Annotated in this window: 21 protein-coding genes and 1 tRNA gene; 10 read left to right on the top strand and 12 right to left on the bottom strand. The window is 39.0% G+C overall.

All coding sequences use genetic code 11. The features are described from left to right. Window positions 1-82 precede the first annotated feature (82 nt). From chvE to RBB56_RS10570, 5 genes are all read right to left on the bottom strand, one after another. The gene (chvE, locus tag RBB56_RS10590) at window positions 83-1,237 is read right to left on the bottom strand and encodes a multiple monosaccharide ABC transporter substrate-binding protein (RefSeq protein WP_306718908.1); all 1,155 of its coding nucleotides are present in this window, start codon (window positions 1,235-1,237) and stop codon (window positions 83-85) included. Window positions 1,238-1,439: 202 nt separating this feature from the next. Continuing rightward, entirely contained in the window at window positions 1,440-2,570 is a 1,131-nt protein-coding gene (locus tag RBB56_RS10585; RefSeq protein WP_306718906.1) for a sugar ABC transporter substrate-binding protein, read from the bottom strand. A 50-nt stretch (window positions 2,571-2,620) separates the two neighbouring features. Further along, the gene (locus RBB56_RS10580; RefSeq protein ID WP_306718905.1) at window positions 2,621-4,216 is read right to left on the bottom strand and encodes a response regulator transcription factor; all 1,596 of its coding nucleotides are present in this window, start codon (window positions 4,214-4,216) and stop codon (window positions 2,621-2,623) included. Continuing rightward, complete coding sequence (locus tag RBB56_RS10575) at window positions 4,209-5,720, bottom strand: sensor histidine kinase (RefSeq protein ID WP_306718903.1); 1,512 nt, start codon at window positions 5,718-5,720, stop codon at window positions 4,209-4,211. Before RBB56_RS10575 ends, RBB56_RS10580 begins: the two co-directional genes overlap by 8 nt. After that, on the bottom strand, window positions 5,713-6,741 hold the full coding sequence (locus RBB56_RS10570) for a substrate-binding domain-containing protein (RefSeq protein ID WP_306718901.1): 1,029 nt from the start codon (window positions 6,739-6,741) through the stop codon (window positions 5,713-5,715). Before RBB56_RS10570 ends, RBB56_RS10575 begins: the two co-directional genes overlap by 8 nt. 387 nt (window positions 6,742-7,128) lie before the next feature. On the opposite strand from RBB56_RS10570, the gene RBB56_RS10565 reads away from it, so the two are divergent. The 3 genes from RBB56_RS10565 (at window position 7,129) to RBB56_RS10555 (ending at window position 8,602) form a co-directional block, all read left to right on the top strand. Next, window positions 7,129-7,803 (top strand): hypothetical protein, encoded by a 675-nt coding sequence (locus RBB56_RS10565; RefSeq protein ID WP_306718899.1) that lies wholly within the window; start codon window positions 7,129-7,131, stop codon window positions 7,801-7,803. A gap of 169 nt (window positions 7,804-7,972) precedes the next feature. Beyond that, entirely contained in the window at window positions 7,973-8,341 is a 369-nt protein-coding gene (locus RBB56_RS10560; RefSeq protein ID WP_306722129.1) for a desulfoferrodoxin family protein, read from the top strand. Window positions 8,342-8,528: 187 nt separating this feature from the next. Beyond that, window positions 8,529-8,602 (top strand) — tRNA-Pro (locus RBB56_RS10555). A gap of 130 nt (window positions 8,603-8,732) precedes the next feature. Here RBB56_RS10555 and RBB56_RS10550 read toward each other — a convergent pair. From RBB56_RS10550 to RBB56_RS10535, 5 genes are all read right to left on the bottom strand, one after another. Next, window positions 8,733-9,971: a tyrosine-type recombinase/integrase gene (locus RBB56_RS10550; RefSeq protein WP_306718898.1), complete on the bottom strand. Its 1,239-nt coding sequence runs from the start codon at window positions 9,969-9,971 to the stop codon at window positions 8,733-8,735. Window positions 9,972-10,047: 76 nt separating this feature from the next. Further along, entirely contained in the window at window positions 10,048-10,218 is a 171-nt protein-coding gene (locus RBB56_RS18625; protein WP_442905404.1) for a helix-turn-helix domain-containing protein, read from the bottom strand. A 75-nt stretch (window positions 10,219-10,293) separates the two neighbouring features. After that, window positions 10,294-11,100, bottom strand: coding sequence for a MobQ family relaxase (gene mobQ, locus RBB56_RS10545; RefSeq protein WP_306718897.1), 807 nt, complete (start codon window positions 11,098-11,100; stop codon window positions 10,294-10,296). Window positions 11,101-11,159: 59 nt separating this feature from the next. Beyond that, window positions 11,160-11,483: a hypothetical protein gene (locus RBB56_RS10540; protein WP_306718896.1), complete on the bottom strand. Its 324-nt coding sequence runs from the start codon at window positions 11,481-11,483 to the stop codon at window positions 11,160-11,162. Window positions 11,484-11,533: 50 nt separating this feature from the next. After that, window positions 11,534-13,210, bottom strand: coding sequence for a type IV secretory system conjugative DNA transfer family protein (locus RBB56_RS10535; RefSeq protein ID WP_306718893.1), 1,677 nt, complete (start codon window positions 13,208-13,210; stop codon window positions 11,534-11,536). A 240-nt stretch (window positions 13,211-13,450) separates the two neighbouring features. Here RBB56_RS10535 and RBB56_RS10530 point away from each other — a divergent pair, with 240 nt between their 5' ends. Then, window positions 13,451-14,683, top strand: a complete 1,233-nt coding sequence (locus RBB56_RS10530) for a hypothetical protein (protein WP_306718891.1) — start codon at window positions 13,451-13,453, stop codon at window positions 14,681-14,683. A 115-nt stretch (window positions 14,684-14,798) separates the two neighbouring features. Here RBB56_RS10530 and RBB56_RS10525 read toward each other — a convergent pair whose 3' ends face one another. Beyond that, window positions 14,799-15,677, bottom strand: coding sequence for a ParB N-terminal domain-containing protein (locus tag RBB56_RS10525; RefSeq protein WP_306718889.1), 879 nt, complete (start codon window positions 15,675-15,677; stop codon window positions 14,799-14,801). Window positions 15,678-15,867: 190 nt separating this feature from the next. Between RBB56_RS10525 and RBB56_RS10520 the strand changes: the two genes are divergently transcribed. After that, on the top strand, window positions 15,868-16,080 hold the full coding sequence (locus tag RBB56_RS10520) for a hypothetical protein (protein WP_306718886.1): 213 nt from the start codon (window positions 15,868-15,870) through the stop codon (window positions 16,078-16,080). A gap of 5 nt (window positions 16,081-16,085) precedes the next feature. On the opposite strand, the gene RBB56_RS10515 is transcribed toward RBB56_RS10520, so the two are convergent. Beyond that, window positions 16,086-16,421: a helix-turn-helix domain-containing protein gene (locus tag RBB56_RS10515; protein ID WP_306718885.1), complete on the bottom strand. Its 336-nt coding sequence runs from the start codon at window positions 16,419-16,421 to the stop codon at window positions 16,086-16,088. A gap of 309 nt (window positions 16,422-16,730) precedes the next feature. Here RBB56_RS10515 and RBB56_RS10510 point away from each other — a divergent pair, with 309 nt between their 5' ends. The 5 genes from RBB56_RS10510 to RBB56_RS10490 all read left to right on the top strand — a co-directional run bounded on the left by RBB56_RS10510 (window position 16,731) and on the right by RBB56_RS10490 (window position 22,059). Continuing rightward, window positions 16,731-17,471: a hypothetical protein gene (locus RBB56_RS10510; protein WP_306718884.1), complete on the top strand. Its 741-nt coding sequence runs from the start codon at window positions 16,731-16,733 to the stop codon at window positions 17,469-17,471. Window positions 17,472-17,579: 108 nt separating this feature from the next. Continuing rightward, entirely contained in the window at window positions 17,580-18,647 is a 1,068-nt protein-coding gene (locus tag RBB56_RS10505) for a hypothetical protein (protein ID WP_306718881.1), read from the top strand. 669 nt (window positions 18,648-19,316) lie between these two features. Further along, window positions 19,317-20,249 carry a DUF932 domain-containing protein gene (locus RBB56_RS10500; protein ID WP_306718880.1) on the top strand — a complete coding sequence of 311 codons (933 nt, stop codon included), beginning with the start codon at window positions 19,317-19,319 and terminating at the stop codon, window positions 20,247-20,249. A 60-nt stretch (window positions 20,250-20,309) separates the two neighbouring features. Further along, entirely contained in the window at window positions 20,310-21,257 is a 948-nt protein-coding gene (locus tag RBB56_RS10495) for a YqaJ viral recombinase family nuclease (protein WP_306718879.1), read from the top strand. 13 nt (window positions 21,258-21,270) lie between these two features. Beyond that, window positions 21,271-22,059, top strand: a complete 789-nt coding sequence (locus RBB56_RS10490; RefSeq protein WP_306718877.1) for a hypothetical protein — start codon at window positions 21,271-21,273, stop codon at window positions 22,057-22,059. Window positions 22,060-22,096: the final 37 nt, after the last annotated feature.

Raw genomic sequence — 22,096 nt, 5'->3', positions numbered from 1 at the left:
ACTTAAGAATGCAGGCGGAAATCCGCCTGCATTCAGTTGTATCACCTATGACACAAGTCATATAAAACACTTGTCAGCTTAATTACTGCAAATCAGCTTCCGCATAGTAACCGGAATCAATTAGTAATTCTTTGTAGTTGTTGATATCTGCAAATACAGGCTCGCAAAGGTAAGAAGGAATAATTCCTGTTCCGTTATCATAGCTCTCTGTATCGTTAACCGGTGCTTCTCCGCCCTTCATAACAGCATCTACCATCTGAACAACCTGTGTTGCTAATGTACGGGTATCTTTGAAGATAGACATGGACTGTTTTCCAGCGATCATGTTTTTAACGTTTGCAATATCACAATCCTGTCCTGTGATAATCGGCCATTCGCCTGTGTATGCTGCAATAAGTGCATTTTCTACACCGAGTGCTGTAGAGTCATTAGAGCAAAGAACTGCATCTAATTTCGTTCCATCTGCATAATAAGAAGCGATAATAGCATCCATTCTGGACTGTGCTGTTTCTGTTGACCAGTTAGCTGTAGCTACCTTTTCAAATGCGATCATATCGGACTGTACTACTAATTTGCCTTCATCGATGTACGGCTGAAGAACGTCGATTGCGCCGCCATAGAAGAATCTTGCATTGTTATCTCCCGGGTCACCGGTGAAGATTTCAAGGTTGAAAGGTCCTGCTGCGTTGTCAAGGTCAAGAGTATCTCTGATATATTCACCCTGCTTTGTACCTACCATGTAGTTATCGAATGTAGCATAGTAAGTAACAGCATCAGAGTTCATAATCAAACGGTCATATGCGATAACAGGAATACCTGCATCTTTAGCCTGTGAAAGAACTGTTCCAAGAGAATCTCCATCGATGGAAGCGATTACTAAAAGCTCACATCCATTGGAAATCATGTTCTCAATCTGGGAAACCTGTGTAGCAATATCATTACTTGCATACTGAAGGTCAACTTCATATCCAGCTTCTTTCAACTGAGCTTCCATGTTGGATCCATCCTGATTCCAACGCTGTAAATCCTTTGTAGGCATTGCTACACCGATTAAGCCGCCTGCTTCTACTGCTGCTTCCTCAGCAGGTGCCTCTGCTGTTTCTTCTGCGGGTGCTTCTGCTTCTGTCTTTGTTTCTGCCGGTGCTTCTGTTGTTGCCGGCTTAGCGCCTCCACATCCAACGAGCAACGTTGCTACCATTGCTACACTGAGCAATGCACTGATTACTTTTTTCTTCATTTCGCAAATCCTCCCTTAAATTTGTTTGTCGACAGCTACCTTGCTGCTACACTCTGAATATACCATAAGAAAAGTAGGATTTGCTTGTAATCATCTTCAAATTTTTGATATATTGTTTTGAAAAAAAGGATGGATGCTAGCATTTTTTTGTGCTATGTGTGCATATTTCTTAAAATATTACTATTATTTCTTTGCATATTCACTAATTGGGCATTTCTGATGGTACATTAAGGTATACATCTTCCTTCAGATGGAATCCACTGTTAATAATCACCTCATTTATATTATCACGAGTTACTTTCACAGGTTCTAATACCACATAAGGAATCTCATAAGTACCATCGCTTATCTTTTGAATATTGCTTTTTTTGTCCGAGGATGCTTTTTCCTCTACGATTCTTACACCTCCTCCGCTCGGAAGCAAAGTATATACCGCATCGTTATCCGTCAGCTCCCTTCCGAGGGCAAGTATAATTGCATATTCCGCCGCTGCCTGTGCCAGCTTCTCCACCGGCTTATATACAGTCATCACCTGTGTTCCCTCTACGATTCGCTGACACGCTTCCAGTTCAGCATCCTGCCCTACCACACCGATTTTCCCTGCCATTCGCTTCTCCGCAAGCGCATGAACTACCTGGCTGGCAAGACTATCGTTTCCGCACATAATACCTCCCGCACTGTTTACCATAGCAGAATTCTCATATATATAATTTCCGGCAATTTCAGGTTTCCACCCATCCGCATTGATATTATCAATGACTTCGATATTATATCTATTCATAACTCTCATAAAGCCATTTCTTACAAGTTCCACATTATAATCGGTAACAGGGCCTTGCAGCATAATTACCTTATTGTCCTTCAGACCATTTTCTACGAGCCCTTCTCCCATCATCGTTCCTACCGCCTCATTATCAAATGATATATAGAGATCGGCATCTGCATTTCTAATAATTCTGTCATAGCAGATAATTTTAATTCCCTGTCCCTTCGCTTTTTGAACGACATCCTTCAGTCGGTCCCCGTCAATGCTGATAATTACGATAACATCCATTTTCTTTTCGATGAAATATTCTATTTGTTGAATCTGTTCTTCCACATCTCCATTTGCATTCTGCACATTTACTTCCGCCCCGTATTCCTTAGCCGTAGATACGAATACATCCCTATCTCTCTGCCAGCGTTCTATTACAAAGGAATCGAAACACATGCCTATCTGGATCTTATTTTGCTTACTTTCCAAGTCCCCGGTGCTTTCCGTTTGCATTTTCCCGCACCCTGTTAAAATAATAAAAAAGATACAACAAAAAGCTAAATACCTTCCTCGTCCCATATCGTAACTATCCTCCTTCTAGCTTCGACCATGTGCTGGCTATATGCCAACTAAATACTGCCTTCCTTATACTCTGTCGGTGTCACCCCTACATTCTTCTTAAAAGAACGGCTGAAGTAGTTGGGATCCTGATATCCTACCATAGAGCATATTTCTTTCATCGTATACTCCGTATCTTTCAGCAATTCCTTGGCTTTTTCTATTCTGACATTCGTTAGATACTCAATGAAGTTCGTACCCGTCTCTTCTTTGAAAATCTTACTGAAATAATAGGGGCTGATATTTACTTCTCTGGATACATCATCCAGGGACATGTCTTTATTATAGCGGGAAGAAATATATTCCTTGGCCTTTTCCACTACACTGCTGGACTTTTCTTCTCTTTTGGTCGCTATGTTACGGCAGGCTTCCGTCATCTTCGAGGCAAACCATTCCTTCAAGTTCTCCATCCCCTGCAGTTCCATTACCTTAGGCAAATAATCTGTCCTTGCACAGAACTCATAGGTCATGCCGCCATTTTCATATGCTAAATGCTCAGCCCACAACACAAATTCTATCGTCTTCAGACGGATATCCATAATGCTATCCGGATAGGTGTCCTTCATCCAGTCAAAATATACGGACGAATAAGAAAGTGTACTGTTAACATCTCCTTTTAAAATGGCTTCAAATAGTTTTTTCTCCAAATCGATCGGATAGTTGGCCTCATATTCACATACGAGGGGAAGATCCTCCGCATGAGCAACACTTCCTGTGGAGTTTATCAAAGCATTTAAAGATTCATTATATGATTCCTGCTGATTATGAAAGCTTTTGACAGAACCGATTCCGATGCGGAAACTGATATCCATTCTTTTTCTCATCTTCCTCACCAATTCCCTGGCTTTCTCGATCAATTCAATTCTCTCATTATAATCCATCTTAGAGGCAGCATAAGGAACCAACACAGGAATCTTATTCGCCATAAGTCCTCCGACAACTCCGGGAAAGGATTCCTTAATGAGCTCCCGCACCTCTTTATAATGATTCTGAAGACGCATTCCGGCTCCTACTGCGTTCGTCATGTAATTTCCTCTTTGCTCCTCTCCACATACCACACCGATCATATACCCATAACTTTCTTCTATTCCTAATAAGCCTTTATAATTCTCAGCATCCTCCTTGAAATATTCCTGAAGCAAAATATTGTGTATTAATCCATTCTCGATAATAGGAACGACTGTTTCCAGCTTTTCCTTTATGATTAAGTCATTGCTTCTCTTCGCGCGTTCATCATCCACCTGATTCATCGCTTTCTTCAAAGCCTTCGTTATCTTTTCCCTGTCCATCGGCTTAGTCAGATATTCCATTACCCCTAAATTAATAGCCTCCTTAGCATAATCGAACTTATCATAGGCGGACATAATAATGAAAATAACATTAGAATTCGTTTTTCTTATTTCCTTCATGGCCTCTATTCCGCTGATACCCGGCATATGAATATCCATAATTGCGATATCAGGGCGCAGGTGCTCCGCCAGCTCTATAACATTCCTCCCTGTTTTCGCATACTCTACCAGGCAGAGATCACCGAATTCCTTTTCTATAATGAATTTCAAAGAATCTATTACGATTCCTTCATCATCTGCAAGCATTATCTTATACATCCTCGTATCTCCTTTCCTGAACAGGAATGTATATTCTTACCTCTGTTCCCATGTTCTCACCTTCACATACAATTTCAAATACATCCTCCCTGTCCAGAAGTAATTTTAATCGATTGATCACATTATCCAGGCCTATCCCATTGGAATTGCCCGATATATCTTCTGACCGCAGCCTTCCTTCCAGTATTTTATCTATCATCTCTTCGCTTATTCCCACTCCATTATCTTTGATGCTTATACAAACACTATCTTCTATCTCATAGACGGACAAAATTATCTTACCTTCCCAGGTGATATCACGAATACCGTAATTTACACTATTTTCTACGATGGGCTGCAGGATCATAACCGGCACCTGAATATTATTAAATCTCTCATCGATGTTCTTTTCGAAGTGAATCTCCCCGGAAAAACGTACATTTAAAATATAAATATAACTATCTACCAGACTTATTTCTTCTCCTAAAGTAACAATCTCATTATTCTTCATATTATATCTGAAAAAGCCAGCCATATTTTGCACATATTCATAAGTCCTGTCCGCATGTTCCATCATGGCAAGCTGCGCACCCGCATTTAAGGTATTAAACAGGAAGTGCGGATTAATCTGGGCTTGTAAATATTTCAACTGCGCGTCCTTCAAATGAGCTTCCATCATCAGCTCTTTTTCCTTCATCGCACGTTCCATCTCCATACTCGTCTTTACCCTGACAATATAGGCACGTATGTTAACGATCATTTTGTTAAACGCCTTCGTTACGACTCCTACTTCATCCCCGGACCTCACATCCAGAAGTTCCAGGTCGAAATTCCCTTTCGCCACCTCATTGGCCGCTGCCGCCAAAATCTTAAGAGGATTGGTTATCGTCCTCGTCAACACGATAGTTAATATAACATTACATAGAACGACACAGATCAATATTCCATTGCTTACTAACTCCAATGATTTGAAGGAAATGGACAGAGCCTCATAAGTTAAAGAGTTATTTTTGAATTGCTCATTATTCAAACTATAGATATATGTGTTGATATAATCGTATAATTCACTGGCACTTTCATAGCGAACCTTATACTTCTCGACATTACGTCCCCTCTTAGCCTCCACTGTCTGATTCGTCAGTTCTAAATAGTTGCCGGACATATAGCGGATATTTCTTTCCATCAAAAGTAAAGGATCATTGCTGGACTTATCATTTAATTCCTCTATCATCGATTGGTAATTCTGCTCGCTCCTATAGTAGTCTTCCATAGAATCCGATGATTTTGTATTCAGATAGGTCGTCATGCTCGTCTGTACATTCGTCAGGGCATCATTCAATTCATTCAGTTTAATATTTCCCTGATACACCACGTCCAGCCTGTTTACCATACTGTTAATATTGATGTACATGAATAAATTCACAGCGAATATAATGATGCTGCTCGTGACCAAAGTCAGCGCAATTTTAGTCTGCAGGGACATATCTTGTATACGCTGGATACGTTTTCTATTCTTTTCATTCATTTCTTCTGTTATCCCCAATATAATTTATAATGTTATTCGAGCTGATTACCGCAACATCCACCGAGAAATACTGACTCACATTGCCTAACTCATAATATTCATTCAACGCTTCCACACAAAGCCTTCCCATCTGTCTCGTGTCGATAGAAATCGTCGAGTAAACAACCTTGCGCTCTATGGCCCGCAAGATAGCCGGAGCATCATAATATCCTATAATATCTATGCTTCCAACCTTATTATAGTCAACCACCGCTTGATAAACACATGCTGTACTAAGCTCGTCCAGACAAATAATGATATCCGGCAATACTTCACTGCTCATGAAAATATCCCGAATAGACTCCTCAGCCGAGAAAGTATTCTCATTATCGACCACCTTCATCGCAAGGTGCGCGGCGCCCCCCATCTGCATTCCGCTCTCAACCGTCTCCTGAATGCCCGAATATAATATATTCTGGCTCGTTCCGTCGGAACTTCCGCTCATCAATATAAGAACATTTTTGCTGCTCCTGCCGCAAAGCTCTATTACTTGTTTTCCATATTCCCGCCCAATGTTATAACTTCCGACACCGACAAAGCTTTGCCGTTCTCCTGTCGTATTATCGCTCAATACCGTAATGACCGGAATCTGAAGCGCCACCGCATCATTGATCAATTCCGTCATTTTAGCGCTTTCGTCCGCTTCCACTATAATACCGTCTACTTTTGAATGGGTCGCGATTGTCATCAGCTCTTCTCTCGTATATTTTTCTGATAAGTTATTACCGATCATTTCTACATATACATTCGTTTCCTGACCATCCTCCCTGGCTCCTTCATAAACGGATTTCCAGAACTCAGAGGTCCTGTCATTCACAATCATAACGTAATATCTCTCGTATTCTTCCCTCTCCTCACTATCCAGAACTCTTGTCATCTTTCCTGTCTGCATTTTGAAAAAGACAAGACTTCCGACTATGACCAACAATACAAAAAGTATTGTTCCAATACTTATTATTAAAACTTTTTTATTCTCTTCCATTTTTTCATCCTTTATCAGACTAAAATTCTAGTACTATTTCTTTTATTTAAAGATTTACTTGTCATAATGTCAACATTATTTATTTTATAAACATAAAATTAACTTGTTGCCGTTTGTTTCCTTATGTCTAACAGAGTATTTTAACGTTAATTTATTAACAGGATTGATACTTTTTTGTCAACATGTTTTTTTTTCAGTACTTTCAAAAACTTATGTTAAAAGTGTTTTCAGAACAAAAAAAATCTGTTACATTCATAGTATAATAGGGGAATGAAGGTTATACAATACTATAATTTGTTTTACGTATCCTTACGGTCAGCGCAATAAATGCGCAGACCTGTTGAATAGTTACTAATTTTACTTTATTTTCACAGGAGGTTTTTATATATGAGGTATTGCTTTAACGGTAAGATTGACAAACTTGAGGATATTTACTCTATCCGCATTCCGTTTAACATCTGGGAAGTCTGCCAGCAAAGGGGCTTCATCCATGCAGATATCACTTTGGAAGGCAAAGTAATCGAATGCGAACTATTGCCGGAAGAAAAAGGTAACTATAAGATTTATTTGAATAAAGAAGATATCGCTCATGTGGATATTAAAAAGAGTCATAAAATATTATTGCATATTTCTAACAGCTTAATTGAAATAGGTAAGGAAAGCCCTTACTCCCCGGAAAATCCTATTCGTACCATCGACAGCATGGAAATCCTCATTCAGCCGGATGACGGTCTGTGCGGTCAGACTTGTGTGGCGATGTTAGCCGGCGTTACGATTGCAGAAGTGATTAGTGATATCGGTTTCCGCGAATGGCAGGCAACCATCGGTAAAGTAATTCCCGCCTTGAACTACTATGGTCTCGGCCATTCTAATACCATTATTTATCCTGGCGGCGATGATGATGTTACCTTCCCAAAATGCTGTATCATTATCGAGAGAATGGGGCGCTTCGGTCACTATCTGGTACATTATGACGGTAAGTTCTATGATCCCAGTCTGGGTGTTATGGAATATTATGATACCGATAAATTACTGGGCTACCTGGAAGTAACTTCTGCTTAATCCATTACGATTAAACCTATCGGTTCCATAGCCGCCTTAATCTCTTTAAAATTTGGAAAATCGTTTGACAGTAATGCATGAACCCATTATGATTAACATATAAATAAAATATGGAAAAATGTCAGAAACGCACCATTTTTCCAAATCTTAAGGAGGTAAAGACATGGATATGAGATTTTTAAAATGTAACCGTTGTGGTAATATTGTTGTATTTGTAGAGAGTAAAGGTACGCAAGTATCATGTTGTGGGGAAAACATGCAAGAGCTCGTAGCGAACACTACGGATGCTGCTCAGGAAAAACATGTTCCTATACATTCCGCAGACGGAACTACAGTAACCGTTTCCGTTGGCTCCGTTCTTCATCCTATGTTGGAAGAACATTACATTCAGTGGATTGCCCTTCAGACAAAGAATGGCCATCAGCTTAAGTACTTAACTCCCGGCTCCGATCCGACAGTAAGCTTCTCTATTACTGAAGATGATGAAGTGGAAGCTGTATACGAATATTGCAATTTACACGGTCTTTGGAAAGCATAAAACGACAATTATAAGACTATTATGCGGGCCGTTCTCCTCTTTTTATATTTTTCGAAAGGAGAACGGCCCCTTCTGTAAGAAGATACAGGAAGGTCAAAAATTATTAAAAAACTATTATTCAAACATTGACAAATAGGTATCACTTATTGTATTATTTAATTTGTTGCAACGAAGAAATACCTATTATCGAAGCGTGGCTCAGCTTGGTAGAGCGCTGCGTTCGGGACGCAGAGGTCGTGGGTTCGAATCCCGTCGCTTCGATTATTATGAAAATCCATGAAAGTCAGTATTTATACTGGTTTTATGGATTTTTTGTATTATTTAGATAATGCTGTATCCCTCTAAAATGGGTGAAATCCTCAATGTTTAGCCAAAAGTTTAGCCAAAATATTTATGATGGTAAAACAGCTATTGCAGATGTAACAGCACTCAGGTGTTCTTCGACTTTATTCAGCCTTTGCCGGTCAAAGTGGCTGTAAATATTCAGCGTAGTAGCTTTGTCTTTGTGGCCTAACCAATATTGAGTAGCTAGTATATCACAACCGTTATTTACCAGCAGAGATGCGCACGTATGGCGAAGCTTATGTAAGGACAGTTCAGGTCTTCCAAATCCAATAAATGCTTTTTTAAATGCTTTGCTGATATAGTCAGGGTCGTACATTCTTCCGTCTTCCCAAGTGAATATGTAATCCTCTGCATTTTGATAGGTACCTTTATAAAAGTTTCTGTTATTATCCTGATTTTGATGAATTTCCTCCAAAATTTCTTTAAATTCTGGAGATAGATGCAGGATACGATGTCCGGCTTTGGTCTTTGTATTATCTTCCGCATGGATATCTCTGATCTTTGTTATAGTATGCTGTATACTAATAGCATCATTTTTAAGGTCAATAGCACTATGTTTTAATCCGAGTATTTCCGAACGCCTTAAGCCGTAATAAATACCCGCATATGCCATTGGAAACAGAAAATGATATTTTTCGTGATTATATAAAAACTGAAAAAAGTCCGATACTTCACTTTCCTTCAGAAATAATCTTTCTTCAACGTATTCTCTGTTGCGTTTCCCTTCAATTGTAGTATTATTAACGGGATTTTCTTTTAAGTAACCGTCTCTAATCGCTCGCCGGAAAATCATATTTAGAGTATTTTTGTAATCTCTCACAGTACGTACACTTAAAGGTTTCTCTCGCACTTTTGTTTTTTGATTCTGTTTACCGTATAGTAATGAATAATCAAAAAATTTATTCAGCATAATTGTATTGACTTCTGATAACCTAGGATTTGGTTTTAAAAAGTATGCTTTGATGGAATTCACCCTACACACATCACTTTCATATGAGGAACTCCTGATATCCGCAGACTCTCGATGCTTTAACCATATATCCAAATAGTCACAAAATAAAATATTGCTATCCACAGCAAGATTATATTCATCCGGTAATTCTTCTAAATACGAGTATTTCTTTATTACTTTAGGGATTAATAAAGTTGCTTCTCGCTTATGATTCTTTGCTTCAATATTGGTGCTAACCGTTTTTGACTTCCATTTTGAAGTCAATGGGTCTTTGTACTTTAGTTGAACGTAATAATTCTTGGATGTTTTCCTTGTTACTAAAGAACCTGTCATAAAAATACATCTCCTTTCTGATGACAGGCGTAACATAACCTAAATAAATTATATACGCCTATCACCAAAAGCACAATTATTTTGATAAGAATTCAATCAAAGAATTCTTAGTTATCCGATAAATGCGCCCGACTCGTCGATAAGATAATTTACCGGATTTCAATAGTTGGTATGTGGTTTTTTTATTAATCTTTAGTATGTTAGAAACATCGATAACACTTAGAATATCACCATAATTTTCAAGCATTAAGCATACCTCTTTCTACTACATTTCATAATTTTGCCTTATATATCCGCCTTTTTTAAATAGTTAATTTATTTACTATCTGGACCTCTTAAACTCGTACTCTTGGGTTCGCTCCAATTGATATTGACGTTCAAGCTCCTGACGTTCCTTATTCTGCTTTTCAATATTGCGGTTTATTTTTCTTCTTTCAGTATCTTTACCTCGGCGTTCCATTTCCATTACTTTGCGACCAAGGTGTATTGTTGGTTCACGGTTAATTTGCTGAACTTCAAGGCTTTCATGACTCACTCTTACTTTAAGTTTTTTGTATTCAAATTCACGGTTCTGAATCTCCGCCCACAATTTGCGCCATTGACGCACAAGTACTTTTTTATTCCAATCCCGGTTTTTTTTGGGGCAAAACCCATCCCTGTCCACAGGTCTGTCAGCCAGCAATATGTGCACATGTGGGTTATTTGGCAAAACCTGATCAAGATGCCTATTCGCCGAAAGTTCATTTTCCCGATGTCCGCTGTGAATTGCGATATCGGCACACATGCCATATTTTATAAAAGCTTCTGTAACAAATTTCTCAACCAGATTTATTTGTTCCTCTAAAGTTAGTTCATTTGGCAGAGCAGCTATTACTGCCCTGCCCGTCCTTGCATCGTACCTCTTTTCCATTTTCTCTGCCTCATTCCAAAGTATTTGGCTATCAAAAAATTCTAATGGTGCATTCTCGGGTAGAAAAATATTTGTATAGAGAAGATCTGTTTTGTGTGTAAAATCATATATGGTTTTTTCGCGTTCATCAAATAGCTTTCCTCTGTTTTGATAAGCGGCCACTTTTAAGGCTGAACCACCATTTAATCTGCTTATAGGTTTGATTGTAAAACTATACATGGCTATGACAATTTTCCTTTCTGCAACGTACAAAAACTGTGATGTGTAAGTGCGCTTAGTCATAAACTGGAAGTCCTGTTTTCGGCGGGTAGTTTATCAATTACTTTCTGCTTCAGTTGTGACATTAGTTCCTGGTCAACAGACAAAATTTGCAGAAAAGTTTCAAGCGGTAAAAATATGGTAACATTATCTGCTTTGTTTCCCGGTTCAAAATATAAAACTTCAGGGAAAAATTTCGTGACCAATTCTCCGATAATATAGTTGCGGCGCTGATCTTTTTTTCTTTTAGCTTCTTTTTTTCTTCGCTCATCAAGTATCTGTTGCTGTTTGAGCTTTTTAATCTGTTCATCTGCTTTAATAAGCTTTTCTTCAATAGTTAGCATTTCTGCACCTCCAAAATTTACTTGGGAAAACCTATAATCTATATAGGTTTTTATAATAAGGGACCAAAATCATATTTTTCGGATAATAACTCTTGTTCTAGTTCTGGCATTACAAAATCATCAATAATAGAAAGCATCTTTTGAGTGGATGATAATATTTCTTTTGGTACACCGTTATGTAACTGAAGTTTTTCTACGCGATAGAAGCCTTTAGGGGTTATCAACGGAATATCCTCCAGAGTTAAAAATTCGTGTGGAAAAATAAATGGTTCATAGATTTCACTTATCTGTTTGCTGTAGCCGACACATTCCCCATATTCATTTAAGCTCTCGCTTTGGCTCCGTTGTGTACATTTAGTTGTACCAATAAGCTCACTAAGATACTTTTGTGTATTTGTGTCACCTGCACGGAGTATGGCTTTATATTGACAGTTATCAAAAATAATACGCCGGTCACATTCACCATAAAACTTGTCAATCTGAGCTATGCTTTGAACTATTAGACAAAAATTTACACATTTGCTCCTCAATGTTGAAATAGCTTCAGTCAGCATATTTAGTTTGCCAAACCTTGCAAATTCATCCATCAGTAATAATGTCTGGACGTTATTTGCTCCTTCTGGACTGTATTTCTCCGGTCTGCGTTCCAAGTGTCGGATAAGCTGTGTGTACATAAGGTTTATCACGCTGCCCCACTGATCAATTTTATCTATCGGAATGCTTAGGAAAATATTATACTTATCTAAATCATCCCAAGTAAAGCAAGTTGCTCCTTCGCGTGTACCGCGGAACGCATGACTGATGTATGGGTCAGTAGCAAAAAGCATGAGTTTATTGCGTAGGCCTCTGTCAAAGTTTGCCAATACCTCTGGCTTCATATTGCACAGTTCACCAAGAATTATTCTAATGCTTGTGTCCTTGCTTGTTATTAACTCTTCAATCAATTCAGATACCCCCATGGATAGCATTTTAGTAACTGTCTGGCTGAAACTTAATCCATACTGGAAGTAATACAATAAAGCAGCCTGAAGTATCGCCTGTTCTGTTTCCACCCAAAAGGGGTCTTTCATTTCAAGAGGAGTCGGGATAATAGCAATAGTTATTTCTCGTATATTGCTCATGAGATGATCTTTCCCATCTTTTGATAACCAGTAAAAGGGATCGTAACCGATACCATCTGTTTGTATAGGATCGAAAACTTTGAAAGGTCGGTTAACGATTCCCATCTCAAATAACTCCGCATAAAAATCGGACAATTCACCTTTTATATCCGTAATACACATGGTACCTTGCCATGATATTAATGTAGGTTTTGCTATACCGGCACTTTTTCCGCTGCCGTTGCTACCAATAACAACGATGTTTCCTTCCTCGCCTTGTGGCATCCCGACATATTTGTTCAAATCGCATTTGCTTTTAAGTCCGAAAACGAAACCAGGATCCCCTCGACTATCAAGCTGCATCCATTCTGGAATATTGTCCCATTCTTGTTGCGATGATTGATTTAATGCAGAAAAGTTTGAATACTCAAGTATTTTGTTCAAATAATGATCGCAATCCGCATATAGTTTCTTACTCTTTATTCTCTTCTTTTTTTTCGGTTTGCCACGTACGTTCACTTTTCTTCTGGCTTTGTAATCCGTATATACTTGGCTGATACTGGAGCCTATTGTTGTAACTTTAGAATCTTCCCCGTCGTCATAAGGTATGTTTGTTTCTTTATTCATTCATGAACTCCTTCCTATGCATTGATTTATGAATTATAAAACAAATGCTAGAGAGCGAGGTGTGACAAAAAAGAAATTGCAAAATATGGTTCGGTGGTTTCGATAATTTCTTTACACCTTCTGATTGATATCTAGAAGGCAATGTATTATATTAAAATAAGAAAAATTAAAGACTTGATACTTTTGTAGCGAGTGAATATTCCTTCATTTTAAAAAAAAATAACTGTGAGGATTGTGTAAATGGATAAAAAAATAGTTTGGCATGAATTGATTGATAGAGCAAAAAATTTTAATGGAGATTATGAGCTTTTTATGGAAGGGGCATTGAAAGAAGAATCTTTTTTCATTAAACTTTATGAGCTTAGTGAGATCAAAGACTTTGATTTGGACAATCTGCAAAGAGTAAGCTATTATGAAAGGCTTAAAATGATTTTTTCGAGTGTGTATAATTTAGTAGTTACTGAACATGCAAATTATAGTATCTTTGATGAAAAATCGATGGTTTACGGTGATGTGTTCGAAGCTTGTTTTTTCACCGAACTAAGTACATTTCTGCACGATACAAATCGAATTAAAGGTATGACACTGAAAATGTTTGTATACAAAAATTCTAATAATTACTATAATGATAAAAATTCAGCAAATTACCGTCCTTTTAAATCTTCTCGTGATGATATGCATAGCGAGTGGAATACACTAAGGCGTGCACGACATAGGTTGCTATCAGAAAGGCCGGTATATGATAAAAAATCAGAATGGTCGGCAATGCAGAAGGATTCGCAACATGAGTGGAGTTTTTATTACACACTAGAAATGATGGATGATGATATAAAAGATACATATAAAAGGATAGGCAATCTATATAACGATATAAACAAGGTTATTCACTCTACTGAACATAGTGTAGACAAAAGCCTGAAGGAAGCTGCTTACAAGCGTTTTTTGTCAAAACTAGAGAAAATAGATTACCAGAAATTTTTAGAGCTTCAAAGAGCGATTCTTGAGCATATATGCGAAGATAAAGAATATTATGGTATGAATATTTACAGGTTTGAAAAAGAACTAAGGTTACATAATATCACGAACCAAGTAAGTCTACTGCTTGAATCAAAAGACGAGGATGAAGAAAATGATGTCTTAGAAAAAATTATCAGAATGAATAATCTTTATTTTCCCAAAGTATATCAAGCTTTTAGTGATCTTGAGGACCTTAGATACATAACTTTCTATACTGAAAATTTTTACTCGTTTAAAAATCAAATTTTGATTTCGAGCAGGCTTATTATTGATAAATTCATTGAAAAAGGTGTTTTCGGAGAAGAGTGGGAAAATCTTTTTATTAAAACAATAAATGAAACGACTGAAAAGGTATTTTATGACCCTTGTAAAATTGATTATTCTGTTACACCTAAATCACAGGAAATGTTTATTAAAGCTATATCGACACCAGTGCGCAATCTACTGAATATCTAATCAATCCGGATTTTATAGTCAAATATTATCCTAAGCATTTCCTCACTCATTTCAACAACATAAGGCGCATTCAAAGCGGTATATTAACATGATACAATAATAGTCCCTATGCCAATCACAGCAAAGGGACTGTATTATGTAAAAAAATTTTTCTTATTTCATCAATTGATAAATCATCTTCTGTGTCTTTACTTTTTTTATGCAGAGATGTGATATCTGCACCCTTTGGTCTGACTTCCGGGTTATCTTTTAAATAAGCTATTACTGATACTATTTCTCCTGGCTTTAATTGTGAGATTCGGAAGGCTGCCATGAATCTCAGTCTCTTTTCATCTAGCATGGTGCAGACTACAGTTAATATTTCATCATCCAGTTTTGCAATACTTCTGTACCTTTCAAATACCGTTGATGATATGCCAAGGCGTTTTGATATTTTATCCCGAGTTTTGAGGCGTTTTGGCTTATCTTCCAACTTGTGTTCACAATGGACACAAGTTGAATTTTGTACTATATCGTTTCTTATTCCCTGTTGTGAGTTGTCTTTAATATATTTGCTGTACATCTTAATGACTTGAATCTGCTGTGAAAATTTCCAGTCCGAGAACGACTGCTGATTCAGATTGCTTTCAATTACAATTCTCTCTGCCATTTCTTCAGTTAAATCATCCTTAATAATTGCCTCTATGGCATTCCAGCCAAGTAACTTTACTGCTTCAATCCGATTATGCCCACTTAGTATCTCATATTTATCTTCTGGTATAGAACGCACAATCACCGGGTTCTGCAATCCGATTTCTTTTATACTGTCCGCTAGTGCTTTAAGTCGTTCGCCACCGTAGATATGAAACGGATGGTTTTTAAACTTGATGAGTTTATTCAAAGCTATAATAGTTACTTTAGGGAGAGATATTTCAGCATTTATAATAGTTGAACGGTCACTTCTTATTGGAATTAATATATCGTCGTTTATATCATTTTCATATTTTGTTTCCATAACTCATTTATTCGTCCCTTATCATTTTTATTTCTTTAAGCGTAGCAGCAAAAGAATCAATGAAATATCCCACATCGAGTGTGAGAATAAAGTATTTCATATATCTTCATTTATATATAATATATTGATAATATACTAAATCACCAATCAACGATTGGCTAGGCAATTACATTATTTCAGGAGGAGAACTATGTCAAAAATTTTAGAGAATACAACAATAAGCAACGAAGAAATGGAGATTATTATCCATATATTAAATCCACTGTTATTTGACAGGCTGAATATACTGTCCATTGAATACTCAACATCTATTAATTTGCTTGTTAATTTTGCGGTGCAGAGACTGACTGATGACATTGACTTCATAAGAAATCTCCGGATAGGAAAAGTTGAACTGAAGTAGTGCTCTTATTTGACCTCATTCTCAAAGTAGGAAAACATTGTGCGTAACACATTGAGTGCTAATTGCTTCTGTTCCAATGAATGACCGTCAATAATCTGTTTAAACTGCTCCATTATATTGGAATCACTGTCAGATACAGAATCAGCCAGCATATAGTCAACGCTTACGCCCAGCCTATTGACAAGCCTCACTAAAGTTTCCAGCGTGAGGCTTCGCTCACCACGTTCAATCGCCCCCATATAAGTGTCAGATATATCAATCGCTTCTGCCAAAGCAGCTTGTGTTAAATGTAATCTTTGTCGTTCTTCACGAATTCTATTGCCTAACCTCTTATAGTCCATATAATCACCCCTTACTATTGTATACTTAATATGAAAAAGCATTAAACATCTGAAGGGGGTATTATTATTGACTATATGGGGTATTTGGGATATAATAGCAATGTAAAGGAAATGCCCTACAGATATTATCATCATAAAATAAATGATAAATAGAAAAAGCAATGATTACCAGTCGGTAAACAATTCTTAAGAAGAATAGGTATGTAGAATATTGCAATATTTAATACCCAAGTGATTTTACATCATTATTATCTCTACAATATATTCAAGTTCAAAATAACAAACATACAAAAATGAAAGGAAATTATTATGAAAAAAATGAAATTATCTTTAATGGTTCTAATTCTTGTATTTGTTTTTAATGTCTCCGCGATATCGACATATGCCGCTACACAAACTATGTCTGATGGCGTAACTTTTGACCCACAATATTATGCAGAAAACAATCCGGATGTTGTTAATGTCTATGGAAAAACTACCGAAAAATTATACCAGCATTATGTAGAGTATGGTAAAAAGGAAGGGCGTAAAGCAACCGCCGATTCAACAGCAGCTTCGGCAGCAAAAGCAAGTACTGCTACAAACTCTGCCATAGATACACTTAAGTCACAGTATCCAGACGGCACAACATGGAACTCCAGCAGCTTGTATGAAGTTGCTGAAGCATTCGATGAGAATGGTCGTGGTAGAAAGAATACCGGCAGCAGAACTTATGGTTCCCTTGGATGGGCATGGCTGGTATCGGACACGGTGCAGGGATTAAATGACAGCAATGTCTGGAAATACCACGCTGTAATATCAACGGATAAAAACACTGTTAAAGCAAATGACGTGGTATGGCTGAATGATGGATCTGAATACGCACCTCATGCTGTATTTGTAATCAGTGTAGATGCTGCAAACAGCACATTTACAGCAAGTGAAGGTAATGGAACCGTAAACTGGAATGTGAAATATTCCTTCGATAAGATTTCTGAAGTTTGGAGAATGGAAAAAGACGGAAAAGGCCAGAAAGACATATGGTATATTACGGACGGCGTTGCATGGTAAATTGAATATTATGTAAGTAACTATAGACAACATAACTTCTGCTTAATGTAATTCATTCTGAATTACATTATAAAATAAATAAAAAACATACAAAAAGGAGAAAGAGAAATGAAAAATGGAGTAAAACAAAAAGAAAGAATCTTTGCTTCTTTCTTAACAGTAATCGTTTTATTTACTGTCTCGGTTTTTCCGGTAAATGCTGCTGGAAAAAGCGAGGTATCTACCGCGATTAAGGACTTAGAGAATTCGGTAAATCAATGCGTCAGTGTAGGACAGGTGTTTCCTATGTCGGATACTGTTACCAATCCAAGAGGGGATAGTGTTGGCATGAATAGCTGGGATATCATGGCGCAGGAGCTGGATATCATGGCTTCGGATTTAGATAATATGCCGACCGATGTTGATAAGGTGACTTGGGGAAAATATGTACAAGATATCCGTGTCTGGGTGAATTACATTGCCGGAACAATTGTTGCTGAAATGGGACAGGATGCAGGTTTGGAAACATCGTATCCAGAAATAGCCGAGGTCATTCATAAATCAATGATAGTAGTAAACACCGGAGAACAAGCCCTAAGAGATAATGATCTGGCGTTTTTAATGGGAGAAGAAACACCAAATGAAATCCCAGAACCTGATAATAATAAAAGCAATCCATCCTCAAGCAATCATTCAGAAGTGCAGGCAGTGATAGAAACTCCTACTAACATAGTATCTCTCGGTGATGGAAGTTCCGTTACCTCCACGATACATGGCGTATACATGGCCAAGGTGGTAGAAGGAACCGCAATTACCACGCTGCAAGCGGATGTGAAACAGGCGCTGGGGATCGCGGATGAAAGTACCAATGTCAGTGCCTATTTCTGTGACAGTACGAAGAAGGAAGTCAACGAGGCCTTGAAGGCCCTTGCAGACGCACAAAGTAAAACCGTAGCGGCTTATTTTCATGCGGACATGTATTCCATTACCACACAGGGAACCATAGCATCCATAAAAGACGCAAAGGAACCCATTACAATGGTATTTGGTACGCCCAAGAACTTGCAGGGGAAAACAGTATCCATTCTCTGCCGGGATGCAAACGGCAATGCCGTTGTATTTGAAGATATGGACTCTGACCCAAATACGATTACCATCTCTGCCAACGTATTCGGCATCTATGCATTAGTTTATTAAAGGGTTAGATAGAAAGACATTAGAACAGCCATTCTGGTAGGCGTTTCTCCTATCAGAGTGGCTGTATTTTATAGAAAATAAAATCTCACTCTTACCTGCACGATGAATACATAGAACAGGAGAAATATTACCATGAGAAAAAGTAACTTATTAAGGAGAAGACCACCTTGTTCGAACTGTCCCTATCCATCGGGAGAAATTCACACACTTGTCGCTCCGTGTTTTCTATGCAGGATGAATGGTTTTCAAGCATTTGAGCAGTTCCCAAAGCGGCCGTCAGTCAATAGAGTAACTTTAAACAGTAAACGTAACTTCAAAATCTAAGTAGATGCTCCTAATAGCAGCACAAGGACGAACACTTTCCCCTCCATCGCATAATGCCACCTTCCAACTATATATGTTAAACCAGTAATCCTAGAGAGAGTGAGGTGCTTCCTGTTGAAAAAGAAGAAACTAATTGATGCAGTCTTATTGTTTGTTTCCGTGTTGCTTACGGTCATAAAGACCTTTTATGAAAAGGACGACCCATCGGATACTAACAGTGAAACTTCATAAAAGCGTACACAGAGGGCTTCCCCAGGGGAGGCTCTTTGTTTGCCTTTAAGGAAAATGCAGACAGTACAAAATGGCAGCTTTCCTCCAACAAAAAAATAAAGGAGATATAAAAAAATGGCAGCAAATGTAGAAACAATGTTTTACACAAGAACGGCCCCCTGGCACGGCTTAGGCATCCGTGTGGAATCCGCGGTAAATTCTGAAGAAGCCCTGCAGGTATCGGGACTTGACTGGAAGGTCATTCAACGCCAAATCATGACGGATACTTACGACCCGATTCCCGGGTACAAAGCAAACATCCGGGATACGGATGAAAAGGTCCTCGGTGTAGTCACCGACCGTTACCGTGTGGTCCAGAACGAAGAAGCCTTTGCCTTTACCGATGCCCTTTTAGGGGAGGGCGTCAAGTATGAAACCGCAGGCTCGCTACAGGAAGGACGTAAGATCTGGCTTCTTGCCAAGCTTCCTGATAAATACATCATTGAGGGAGAACAAATTGAGCCTTATCTTGTATTCAGCAGTTCCCATGATGGAAGCGGGGCGATTAAAGTAGCTATGACTCCCATACGCGTAGTTTGCCAAAATACTTTAAACATTGCATTATCGTCCGCCAAACGGATATGGTCCACAGTCCATGTGGGCGATTTAGCAGCAAAAATGGACGAAGCGCATAATACGCTGCTTCTGGCAGAAAAGTACATGGGCAGGCTGGGTACGGAATTCTCCCGGTTATCAAAAATAAAAGTAAGTGATGCGAAAGTGATGGAGTATATCAACCTGCTGCTTCCTATGGATGAAGCACCCACGGACATTCACAGAAAAAATATAACCCGTATCCGTGAGGATTTAAAGATTCGCTACTTTGATGCGCCCGACCTTAAGCATGTGGGAAAAAATGGGTATCGCTTTCTCTGTGCAGTTTCCGACTTTGCCACCCATGCCGAGCCGCTCAGAGCCACTGCCAATTATCGGGAAAACATGTTCGCCAAGACCGTGGAAGGAAATCCTTTGATTGATAAAGCTTATGAAATGGTGTTGGCAGCATGATGTGTGGGGTATGCAGTTTCCTTCTGCATGCCCCTATTGTATGGAAAGTGAGGTTATGATATGGCAGCAATTATGATTGCACCAACGGAACAGATGTCTTATGAAGAATGGCTTGCCTATCGAAAAAAAGGGATTGGCGGTTCGGATGCTTCCATTGTGTGCGGCATCAACCGTTATAAATCCCCGGTAGAACTCTGGATGGAAAAGACCGGCCAGCTATCTGATCAGGAAGCAGGAGAAGCTGCCTATTGGGGCACAAGGCTGGAAGCGTTGGTCCGGTCAGAGTTTACCAGACGTACCGGAATAGAAGTCAGTCTGGTCCCTTATCTTCTGCAAAGTGAAGAACATCCCTTTATGCAGGCAAATCTGGATGGCATTTGTGAACATCCGGAGTATGGAACCTGTATCTTTGAAGCAAAGACAGCTTCCGCTTATAAATATGGGGAATGGGAAGAGGATTCCCTGCCCGATGCATACCTGTTACAGATCCAGCATTATATGGCAGTTACCGGATACCGGGGCGCGTATATCGCCGTATTAATTGGCGGCAACACCTTTCGGTGGAAGTTCGTGGAACGGGATGAGGAGTTGATCGCCCTGTTGATTCCACTGGAAGCGGATTTCTGGAATCATGTGGAATCGTTGGTTCCCCCGCCCCTTGACGGAACAAATGCTTCGGCTAGTCTTCTGGCAAAGAGATTTCCAGACAGCATCCCCCAATCCCAGATCCGGCTGCCGGATACCGCTTCTCCGCTGATTATTCAATACGAGGCTGCCTGTGAAAAGGTGGAACAATATATGCTGCAGAAGCAGGAAGCGGAGAACCTGTTAAAGCAGATGATGGGAGAAAACGAAGTCGGCAGTATTGCCGACAAAAGAGTTATCTGGAAAAGCATGTCCCAGGAACGATTGGACAGCAAAACCCTGAAAGCAGAACATCCGGTTCTGTATAAAAAATATGCAAATAAAACATCATATCGCCGTTTTTCGGTAAAAGAAGCGGTATGACTTGGAGGCCATTATGGAGAACACAAAACTAAAACAACAATTAACTAGTAAGAGAAAGGCAAGTACCGCGCCTGCAGAAGAAAGAACGCTGGTAAAAATGCCGGAAACGGACTTTCCCCCAGTGCATTCGGACTACATTGCCTTTTCCAACCCGGTACTGGATATTCTTAGAGAGAACTTAAAGAACCAGCCATTATCCTTTTCGCTGTTTGATCTGGTGAAGTCACCTTCCGGTGGAGCGGTAGTGTTTTCAGTTCCCGGACTGACCGGAGAAGAAGCCGAAAAAGAACTGACCGGAATTATTCTGGGTTATATCACGCCCCGTGCTTACTGGGATACCCCTGACCCGGTGGAAGGGACCCCTCCGGTATGCTCCAGTCCTGACAGCATGGTTTCCTATGACGGAAAGCCCTGTAGTCAGTGCCCCTTTAATGATTTCGGTTCCAAGAATGGGGAATCGAACGCAAAAGCCTGTAAAGAATCGGTGCTTTTATTTCTGCTCAGGCCAAGCAATATCCTTCCGCTTTTGGTACGGATTCCGGTGTCCAGCAAGATGCTTTTTCTAAAGTATACCACCCGTCTGGTAAGTAACCTGACCCCGCTAAACAGCGTTGTTACAAAGATTTCATTAGAGAAAGCCACCAGCAGAGACGGGAAACCATATGCCAAATATCAGTTTGAATCGGACAGAACCTTAAGTGCGGAAGAAGCGGTCCATGCAAAAGAATTTGGCAAGCAGTTTCTGGAGATATTTAATACCGTAGAAATAGACATAGAACCTATGATTCAGGAAGCTGGATAAATCTTACGACAATGACTTTTGAAGAATGGAGCAAGTT

Source organism: Kineothrix sp. MB12-C1, assembly GCF_030863805.1.
In the GTDB taxonomy this organism is placed as follows: Bacteria; Bacillota; Clostridia; order Lachnospirales; family Lachnospiraceae; genus Kineothrix.
This window is presented reverse-complemented; position numbering and strand designations above follow the sequence as displayed.